This is a genomic window from Aquibacillus saliphilus (assembly GCF_020404745.1).
GTDB lineage: Bacteria > Bacillota > Bacilli > Bacillales > Amphibacillaceae > Aquibacillus > Aquibacillus saliphilus.
Window position 1 is genome coordinate 61,452 of sequence record NZ_JAIZAP010000023.1, and the last position, 10,480, is coordinate 71,931.

Consider the following 10,480-nt stretch of genomic DNA (forward strand, 5'->3'; position numbering starts at 1 on the left):
ATATCTATGTAGTTTTTTGAACACTTGTGCCTACTCGATGTGTTATTTGAACTCAGGAAACCAGACTCAGAATCCTTGAGTCTGGTTTTATAATAGATAGAGCTTATCCCATTAGTGCAGTCATTAATGCCTTTTGAGCGTGAAGACGATTTTCTGCCTGCTGAAAAACAACCGAATGCTTTCCATCAATAACTTCAGCAGTTACTTCTTCACCTCTGTGTGCAGGTAGGCAGTGCATGAAGGTTACATCTGGCTTAGCATAACTTAAAAGCTGTTTGTTAACTTGAAACTCTTTAAACGCTTGAACCCGTTTCTCTTGTTCAGACTCTTGCCCCATGCTTGCCCAAACATCCGTATAAATAACATCGGCATTTTTAACCGCTTCTGTCACATCTTCTGTTACCACAACTTTATTATTACTAGTAAATGACCTTGCTTTTTCAGTTATAGTAGCATCTGGTTGGTACCCTTTTGGAGCTGCAATACTAATATTCATTCCCATTTTAGCGGAACCAATCATTAGCGAGTGTGCCACGTTGTTCCCATCACCAATATATGCAACATTAACTCCATTAAGTTTACCTTTTTCCTCGTTGATTGTTTGCATATCTGCTAACATCTGGCAAGGATGGTACATATCTGTTAGTCCGTTTATTACTGGGATACTAGCATTGGCAGCTAACTCCTCGACAACTGATTGAGAATACGTACGAATCATTATGCCATCTAAATATCCTGATAACACCTTGGCTGTATCTGGGATTGGTTCCCCTCTACCTAGTTGGATATCATCAGTACTTAGGAAAAGTCCTGTTCCACCTAACTGGTAAATGCCTACTTCAAAGGAGACGCGTGTTCGTGTTGAAGACTTTTCAAAAATCATTCCTAGTGTTTTACCTTTAAGTGGCTGATCGATTTTACCATTTTTTTGTTGCTTTTTTTGATAACTAGCCAATTCCAGTAAGTAGTTTATTTCTTCGGAAGTATAGTCAGCTAATGTTAAAAAATCTTTACCAGTTAACTGATGCTTTGAATTCACAGATTTCATACTTGCTGTCATCGTAACACACGCTCCTTTTTATTGATTGCATTTCCGTCCTTTTTATATTCATTTATAGTAACAGGCGGCTCTAGAAGATGACTTGAAGCTTTTAAATAAGCCAAAAGTGTCTCTTTTGATGTCAAACAAATGGTGTCTGATTTCAGTGCATCCTCCCTTAACTTAAAGTGTTCATCATACCCAGTACTTTGATGTGTACTACAAATCAAATTAAAACCGTCTTCTAAGCAAATATCCTGAGCTTCTATTAAACTAATGATTTGGTTTACTGAAACTCCATTGTCTTTGAGATAACCAGCAGTTTCGACATCTGCGATTACTTTAGTATTTTGATTTAACAGAGCATCAATAAGTTGTCGGTTATTGTCTAACTCTGCCTTTTTCATGGATAAGAAGATTGCATCAGCTTCGGTTTGATTTTTCAAGGTATTTTCTTTCCAACCAAAAGCCTTCACCATCGCTTGATCAACGGTTAATCCTAGGCCAATAGCTTCCCCTGTTGATTTCATTTCTGGAGCTACGATTGGGTCAACTCCTGGTAATTTATTGGTAGAAAATACCGGCATTTTCACAGCGAAGTAAGGAATATCAGCATGGAGACCAAGCTTCCACTCTTGCTGATTTAATGACTCACCCATTTGCACACGCGTCGCTAAATCTACCATCGGAACCCCTGTAACCTTACTAGAAATTGGTACCGTTCTTGATGCTCTTGGGTTAACTTCAAGTACATACATGTCTTTATGATCTTCACTAATGACAAATTGGATGTTAATAATACCCTTCAAATTAAGCTCTGCCGAAATCTTCTTTGTCGCTTCAGCAATCATTTGTTTTTGACTAGAAGTTAAATCCGGAGCTGGAAATACGGCAATACTATCACCAGAATGGACACCAGCCCGTTCAATATGTTGGAAAATCCCAGGGATCACTATATCCTCACCATCGCAAACCGCATCAACCTCTACTTCAAAACCCGAAATAAACTGATCAATTAATAGCGGGAAAATTCTTGAATTTGGTGTATTTATTTCTAACCCTTTTATATAACTTTCAAGTTCTAATTCATTATTAACTACAACCATTCCTCTACCACCAATAACATAGGATGGTCGTATTAATACCGGGTACCCAATTTGATCAGCTACATTTTTTGCATTCTGAATGTCCATGACTGTTTCGCCAGGAATATGCGGGATTTCTAGCTTTTGAAGCAACTGATAAAATTCATCGCGATTTTCAGTCGCTTCAATAGCCAATAAAGATGTGCCAGCGATAGTCACTCCCGCTTTTTCTAACTCATCAGCTAAATTTATCGCAGTTTGGCCTCCAAACTGGACAAGTACACTATCTGCCGACTCTTTATTAATGACACTTAAGACATCGTCCGTTGTCAGTGGTTCAAAGTAGAGGTGATCCGCCGTACTAAAGTCTGTACTTACCGTCTCAGGGTTATTATTAATAACAATAGCCTCTATATCTTGATCTTTTAAGGACATTGCAGCATGCACAGAGCAATAATCAAACTCTACCCCCTGGCCGATTCTTATTGGACCAGAACCTAAGACTACTACTCGTCTTTTACCTGTTAAAGGCTCTACTTCATCCGACTCATTCCATGAACTGTAATAATAAGGTGTATCAGCTGAAAACTCTGCTGCACATGTATCAACCATCTTATAAGCAGGTACGATTGATAACTCAGCTAATTTTTTCCGAATGACTTCAACTTCTACATGCAAAAATTCTGCTAATGCTTTATCTGAAAATCCTAATACTTTAGCCTGCTTCAAATCTGAGTAAACTAGGCTATTCCATCCTTTTTGTTTTAGCTCTAACTCAACGTTAATAATAAGTGCAACTTCATGTAAAAAATATTTATTAATTGCTGTTAGTTGATGAATTTCATCAACTGTGTAATTTCTTCTCATTGCCTCTCCAATAACAAATAAACGCTCATCTGTAGCCTCTACCAATTCATGCTCTAATTGTTGATTAGATAGATGAACTAAGGAAGGTAAGTACAAACGCTCTAAGTTAATTTCAAGTGATCTAATTGCTTTATTTAGTGCAGCTGGAAAGTTACGCGCAAGTGCCATGACCTCTCCGGTAGCTTTCATTTGCGTCCCAAGTAATCTGTCAGCAGATGTAAATTTATCAAACGGCCAACGAGGAATTTTTACAGCAATATAATCGATTGCCGGTTCAAAACTCGCATAGGTATCACCAGTAATCGGGTTCAATACCTCATCTAAGTGATAGCCCAGTGCTAATTTAGCGGCAATTCTGGCAATCGGGTAACCAGTTGCTTTAGAGGCTAACGCGCTTGAACGACTAACACGTGGATTAACTTCGATAATCACATAGTCATTACTGTCAGGATCTAGAGCAAATTGGATATTGCAACCGCCGACAACTCCAAGTTCCCTAATAACTTTGCACGATGTTGTCCGGAGCATTTGATACTGTCGATCATTTAATGTTTGAGACGGGGCCACAACAATACTATCTCCTGTATGGACACCTACTGGATCAAAGTTCTCCATATTACAAACAATGATGCATGTATCATTAGCATCACGCATTACTTCATACTCAACTTCCTTCCAGCCCTTTACACTTTGTTCAATTAATACCTGGCTATTTGGACTTGCATGAAGACCGTTTTTGACAATTGTTCTAAGCTGTTGTTCATTGTCTGCAATGCCCCCACCTGCACCACCGAGTGTATAAGCAGGACGAATAATTAATGGATAACCAACAAACGAAGCAAAGCTAACCGCTTCTTCGATCGAACTAGTCGATTTACTTTCCGGAACCGGTTCATCCATCGTTTTCATCAGTGATTTGAATATTTCACGATCTTCCCCTTTTTGAATCGTATCTAATGGGGTGCCAAGTAGTTCGACATTATGTTTTTTCAATACTCCCGCTTCTGTTAAAGAAACAGCGAGATTTAATCCGGTTTGTCCTCCGAGGGTAGGCAACAAACCATCAGGCTTTTCCTTTTCAATAATTTTCGTTAAAGATTCACACGTCAATGGCTCAAGGTACACTTTATCCGCAATATTCTCATCTGTCATAATAGTGGCAGGATTGTTATTAACAAGAATGACTTCAATTCCCTCTTCTTTTAATGCAAGACATGCCTGTGTCCCTGCATAGTCAAATTCAGCAGCCTGCCCGATAACAATTGGACCAGATCCAATAACAATTACTTTTTTTATATGATTTAGTTTAGGCATGCTGCTTCTCTCCTCTGCTGGGTATCTGGTTGATAAAGTATTCAAAAATATTGTGTGTATCAATTGGTCCGGGGTGCGCCTCAGGATGGAACTGAACTGTCATCAACGGTTTTGAACGATGTATTAATCCTTCAACCGACTTATCATTCACATTAATATGAGAAACGTCCCAGTCACTACGATTCACCGTATTCATATCAACTACATACCCGTGATTTTGTGATGTAATTAAGACTTTGCCAGTATTAGTGTCCTTTACGGGATGATTACTACCTCGGTGCCCATATGGTAAGCGTTTCGTCTTTGCTCCATATGCTAAAGCAACCAACTGATGACCGAGACAAATCCCAAGAGTCGGATAATAATCAATTATATCTTTAATGTTATCAAGTAAATAACTGAGGTTTTTTGGATCTCCAGGTCCATTAGATAAGACAATACCATTAGGATTCAACTTCCTTATCTCCATAAGCGTTGTATCAAAAGGCACAACCGTAACATTACATCCTGATTCCATCAGAGAATGTGTGATGGAATGTTTGTAGCCAAAATCCATTACGACTACATGATTTGGATTACTAGCCTGTTGAGTAGGCTTGAAGTGCACCATTTTTGTTACAGATACTTTACTTACAATTTCTTGATCGACGCTTCTTTTTTTTGGGGTATCTTGTTTAGTTGTTGTGATTTTTCCATAAACCTCTCCAGAGTCACGAATAATTCGAGTTAGTGCTCTAGTATCGATATCAAATAAAGTTGGTATTTGATATTTTTCAACCATATCTAAAATGGAAGAATTAGATTGATAGTGTTCAGGTGTATGACACGGATGGGATATAATAAGACCAGACAAGTAAGGCTTCAAACTTTCAAAATCGATATCGTTAAACCCATAGTTTCCTATTAATGGATAGGTCATCGTAACAATCTGATCAGCATAGGAAGGGTCAGTCATCACTTCTTGATACCCCGTCATTGCTGTATTGAATACCATTTCACCCTCTACAGGGATTGTGGGACCCAACCATTTTCCTTCTAAAACATCACCTGTGCTTAAAACGAGATAACCTGCTTCTTCGTTCACGATTTCATTCCTCCCATAACAGACAAGTAAATAATTATACTTATTTACTCATAATTATACATAGTTATTTGAAAATAAGAACTAAGCTAATTCTTAAACGAAGGCTTAGTTCTACTAAATTCTATTAAGTTTAGTCAATTTCATACTATTGACTTTTTGCAATTCTCATCCGCATAAGGTAATGATGAAATGGATTCAATTGCCTGCAATTTGCTGTTTATGACGATCAATCCAGCTTTGATTATTGTTAAACAACGTTTCGGCTGTTACTAACTGCTCTTCTACACGGTTTCTCGCCGTTCCCCCGGCTACATTGCGGGCATTTACAACCGCTTTTGGAGAAAGAACGTCAAAGATATCATTTTCAATTACATTTGAAAATTGCTGAAATTCTTTTAATGGTAAATCTAATAAATATTTATTTTGATTTATACAGTATAAGACTACCTGGCCAACTACTGCATGCGCTTCTCTGAAGGGTAAATCCTTTCCAACGAGATAATCAGCCAAATCGGTAGCATTTGAATAATCCTTAGCAACCGCTTGATACATATTTTCTTTTTTAACATCCATCGTTTCAATCATTGGTGCAAATAGTGCTAAAGCACCCTGTAGGGTTTCCACAGTATCAAACATACCCTCTTTGTCCTCTTGCATATCTTTGTTATAAGCAAGCGGCAGTCCTTTTAATGTAGTTAACATCCCGATTAGATGTCCATATACACGTCCAGTCTTACCACGAACTAATTCCGGTACATCTGGATTTTTCTTTTGCGGCATCATACTACTTCCTGTACAAAAAGCGTCATCTAATTCTACGAAATTAAATTCCGCACTTGACCATTGGACAAGCTCTTCACACAAACGTGATAGATGCATAGAAACCAGTGATGCATTTGATAGAAATTCAACGACGAAATCACGATCACTAACAGCATCAAGACTGTTATCACAGATGCCATCAAAGTTTAATTTGTCGGCAACATAATGACGATCAATTGGGAACGAGGTACCTGCAAGTGCCCCAGCACCTAGTGGTGATTGATTTACTCGTTTAAAGCTATCAGCTAGTCGTTCTAAATCACGTTGAAACATAAACACATAAGCCATCATATGATGTGCGAATAGTACAGGTTGTGCCCGTTGCAAATGCGTATATCCAGGCAAGATTGTATCTAAATTATTTGTTGCTTGCTTAAAAAGTGCTTGTTGGACACCGAGTAATTGTTCACTTAATGTTACTAATGCTTCACGTAAGTAAAGGCGCATATCTAAGGCAACCTGGTCATTTCGGCTCCTGCCAGTGTGTAATTTACCACCGACAGCACCGATTTCATCAATGAGAAGTTTCTCGATATTCATATGGATGTCTTCATTATCTTCTGTTAATTCTGCTTCACCAGCCTCAATTTTCTTGGCTACCGTTTGTAAACCATCAGCAATGGCTGCAGCGTCTTTTTCAGATATAATTTCACACTTAGCAAGCATATCTACATGGGCAAGACTTCCCTGGATATCATATTTAGCTAGTTTTTGATCAAAACGGATCGATGCCGTATATTCATCAACTAATTCATTTGTTGGTTTAGTGAAACGTCCGCCCCATAGTTTCATTGTTTGACAGCTTCCTTTATATCTACTAATGCTTTCTCAATTGAAGTATCTTTCTTTTTAAGAGATTTTGTAACAGTAGAATGAACTTCTGTTGGTAAACCCCATAATTTAATAAATCCAAGTGCCGCTTCGTGATCAAATGCATCACCTTTGTTATATGTTGCTAAATCAAAATCGTAGAGTGAATGAGCTGACTCACGACCAACAACTTGTGCATGACCTTTATACAATTTCACTTTTACTGTTCCAGAAACGAACTCTTGTGTTTGTTCGATAAATGCTTTCAACGCTTCTGTTAAAGGTGAATACCAAAGACCATCATAAATGGTTTGAGCTAGTTTTTGTTCAATCGTTGGTTTAAATTGAGCAACCTCTCTCGGTAATGTTAATGCTTCAAGCTCTTGGTGAGCTGCAATTAACGTTAGGGCTGCTGGACACTCATAAATCTCACGAGATTTAATACCTACTAAACGATTTTCAACATGATCAATTCTTCCAACCCCGTGCTTGCCAGCGATGCTATTTAATTCAAGAATTAATTCATCTAATGGCATTGATTTACCATCAATTGAAACCGGCTTTCCTTGATCAAACGTAATTTGAATCGTTTCAGGCTTATCTGGTGCATCAATTGGATCAACAGTTAAATCATACGCTTCTTTCGGTGCTTCTGCCCAGGGATCCTCTAGTATTCCACACTCATTACTACGTCCCCATAGGTTTTGATCGACACTATACGGATTATCTAAATCTACTGGAACTGAAATTCCATTTTCTTTTGCATAGGCAATTTCTTCATCTCTAGTCATTTTCCATTCACGTACTGGCGCAACAATCTTAAGATCAGGGTTTAGAGCAGTAAAAGCGACATCAAATCTTACTTGGTCATTTCCTTTACCTGTACAACCATGACCTACTGCTACTGCACCTTCTTTTTCCGCAATATCAACTAGTACTTTGGCAATTAACGGACGAGATAAGGCAGATACTAAAGGATATTTCCCTTCATATAAGAGATTTGCTTTTAAAGCTGGCAAAACATACTCTTCTGCATATAATGCTTTGGCATCGACAGTGTATGATTTAATTGCCCCTACATCAATCGCTTTATTCTTAACAAACTCCAAATCTTTTCCTTCACCAACATCAAGCCCAACCGCAATCACATCATAATTATACTTATCTTGTAACCATTTAATTGCAACGGAAGTATCAAGACCTCCAGAATATGCTAATACAATCTTTTCTTTACCCATATCTTATCTCCCCTTAATTTATATAATTTTTATTATTTAATTTCCTGTTTTTAGTTTGTATGAATTATTATGCACCATTTAGTATATTAATTCAACAGTAAACTACTATTTTTTTTAAAAAAGTTTTAACAGACAGAAAATGCGACTCCAAAAGCTATTATAGAAGGTTTCACTTTAAAGAAACCATGAAAATCATTCGTTTTGGTTCATTCGAATACGTTAACTCTATTCATCTATATACTCTTTTGTTACTGGACGAAGACTTTCCATCACCCAGATACCATCTTATAAAACATCGTTCGAATCTGAGCCTCTTAAAAGCAATAGTAAACTTTACTTATCATTTATCTAGAAATAACCCACATTCTGTAACATAATTGTAATCAGTAGCGACTAATATAAAAAGCAGAAATAAAAAGGGTGGGTTGAAATGAAAAAGTGGACACTAATTTTCTTCGTTTTATCTTTTAGTTTCGTATTAGGAGCATGTAGCAGTAACAGTGATGAATCGTCTGATTCAGCTACTATCGAAAGTGGGGCAGAAGGCCAAGATACAGCAGAAAGTTCTGCTGACATGGAGATGGCTACGAATGATTCAGATGAAAAAGCACAATATAATCAGGAAGAAGCAGAACAATCTAGCGAGTCTGAACAAGTAAGAGAAGTAGAAACTAATTCAGCAAGTACATCAGATAGAAAAGTGATTTATAATGCAAATCTTCAAGTAGAGGTCAAAGACTATAATCAAGCTACTAATGAATTAGAGTCGCAAGTAGAAGAAGCTGGAGGTTTTATTGTTGAATCAACCAGTCATGGTGGATCTGAAAATGGTCTTCAAGAAGGTTCAATGACTGTTCGCATTCCTCAAGAGAACTTTCAACAGTTTATTAACGTGGTTGAAGAAGGCAATATGAAGGTGGTAGATAAATCAGTTTCTGGGCAAGATGTAACAGAAGAATTCGTTGATTTAAAGTCTCGCTTAAAATCTAAACAAGTTGTCGAAGAACGTCTTCTTTCCTTTATGGAAGAAGCTAAAAAAACTGAAGACCTTTTAAAAATTTCCAATGATCTATCTGAAGTTCAAACGGAAATCGAACAAATAACAGGGAGAATTAACTACTTACAAAACAAAGCCGATTTAGCCACGGTAACCCTTCATATCTATGAGAACAGAGTGAATGTACCTAATATTAATGAAGAAGAATTGAATACATGGGAGAAAACAAAGCAACAATTTATGGAAAGTATCAACTTTTTGCTGTCAGCAGTGTCAGGCATATTCGTATTCATTGTTGGTAACCTTCCGACTTTATTGCTATTAGCGATCGTCGGGCTAATTATCCTTAGAATAGTGAAAAAGAGAAGTGGAAAAGAAAATTAACAAGAACAAAAGCGCAGGGCGCCCCTGACAAGCTTAAGACAAGCCTTGACGTGACGCTTTTTGTCACAGAGTTAAGACCCCGAGCGTGTACATTCGAAATAAGCAAACCACTTATTTCCGGGTAGGCGCTGGAGCTGGACGTGGCCTAACATTGTCAAAAAATTATCCATATGGACCAATTTTATAATTCACTAAACAATTAGAAAGGGGAACTCTTATAAGAGTTCCCCTTTCGTTTTCGTATTACTTATTCTCTAAACTTTGTTCGGCGACTTTGATCATACGCTTGACCATTTCGCCCCCCACGGATCCGTTTGCTCGAGCAGTGGTGTCAGCTCCTAACTTAACACCAAACTCATTTGCGATTTCTTCTTTCATATTGTTCATCGCATTTTCAGCACCTGGCACTAACAATTTATTACTATTATTATTTGCCATAACCGATCACTCCCTTGTGGGATTTGAATAGCTCTTAACTATTCAATAGTTAATTTGTGATAAATATCAATTTGTACACCTGTTAACTTTAGGAAGTTTTTGAAAAAATGGAACAAAAGCGCAGGCGCCTTGCTCACCTCCGACAAGCTTAAGACAAGCCTCGACGTTGCGTAGTTTGCAACATAGAGGATTGACTTAAGACCTCGAGGAGGTAGGCGCTGGAGCTGGACGCGGCCTAACATTGTCAAAAAGTTATCCACACGAAACCAATTTTATAAGGTTCTCTGTCAAATGTGGTGGTGTGATTTTCACTCCACCATCTCTTTTTCTTTTAAACTAAAGCTAAAGCCCTTCTAACTTCTTGTCGCCACAATATTTTCTTTTTCAATCGTTCGAAGTCTT

General features: G+C 37.7%; 7 protein-coding genes. 1 reads left to right on the forward strand and 6 read right to left on the reverse strand.

The window, feature by feature from the left end; translation table 11 throughout:
- Positions 1-103: 103 nt before the first annotated feature.
- The 5 genes from argF to LD272_RS19130 form a co-directional block, all read right to left on the reverse strand.
- On the reverse strand, positions 104-1,060 hold the full coding sequence (gene argF, locus LD272_RS19110; RefSeq protein ID WP_226038198.1) for an ornithine carbamoyltransferase: 957 nt from the start codon (positions 1,058-1,060) through the stop codon (positions 104-106).
- Positions 1,057-4,305 (reverse strand): carbamoyl-phosphate synthase (glutamine-hydrolyzing) large subunit, encoded by a 3,249-nt coding sequence (gene carB / locus LD272_RS19115; protein WP_226038199.1) that lies wholly within the window; start codon positions 4,303-4,305, stop codon positions 1,057-1,059. The genes argF and carB overlap by 4 nt, the downstream gene beginning before the upstream one ends.
- The gene (locus LD272_RS19120; protein ID WP_226038200.1) at positions 4,298-5,389 is read right to left on the reverse strand and encodes a carbamoyl phosphate synthase small subunit; all 1,092 of its coding nucleotides are present in this window, start codon (positions 5,387-5,389) and stop codon (positions 4,298-4,300) included. The genes carB and LD272_RS19120 overlap by 8 nt, the downstream gene beginning before the upstream one ends.
- Before the next feature lie 195 nt (positions 5,390-5,584).
- Positions 5,585-7,003, reverse strand: a complete 1,419-nt coding sequence (gene argH / locus LD272_RS19125; RefSeq protein ID WP_226038201.1) for an argininosuccinate lyase — start codon at positions 7,001-7,003, stop codon at positions 5,585-5,587.
- Positions 7,000-8,259 carry an argininosuccinate synthase gene (locus LD272_RS19130; RefSeq protein WP_226038202.1) on the reverse strand — a complete coding sequence of 420 codons (1,260 nt, stop codon included), beginning with the start codon at positions 8,257-8,259 and terminating at the stop codon, positions 7,000-7,002. The genes argH and LD272_RS19130 overlap by 4 nt, the downstream gene beginning before the upstream one ends.
- Before the next feature lie 430 nt (positions 8,260-8,689).
- Here LD272_RS19130 and LD272_RS19135 point away from each other — a divergent pair, with 430 nt between their 5' ends.
- Positions 8,690-9,640 carry a DUF4349 domain-containing protein gene (locus LD272_RS19135; RefSeq protein WP_226038203.1) on the forward strand — a complete coding sequence of 317 codons (951 nt, stop codon included), beginning with the start codon at positions 8,690-8,692 and terminating at the stop codon, positions 9,638-9,640.
- 243 nt (positions 9,641-9,883) lie between these two features.
- On the opposite strand, the gene LD272_RS19140 is transcribed toward LD272_RS19135, so the two are convergent.
- The gene (locus LD272_RS19140) at positions 9,884-10,078 is read right to left on the reverse strand and encodes an alpha/beta-type small acid-soluble spore protein (protein WP_226038204.1); all 195 of its coding nucleotides are present in this window, start codon (positions 10,076-10,078) and stop codon (positions 9,884-9,886) included.
- Positions 10,079-10,480: the final 402 nt, after the last annotated feature.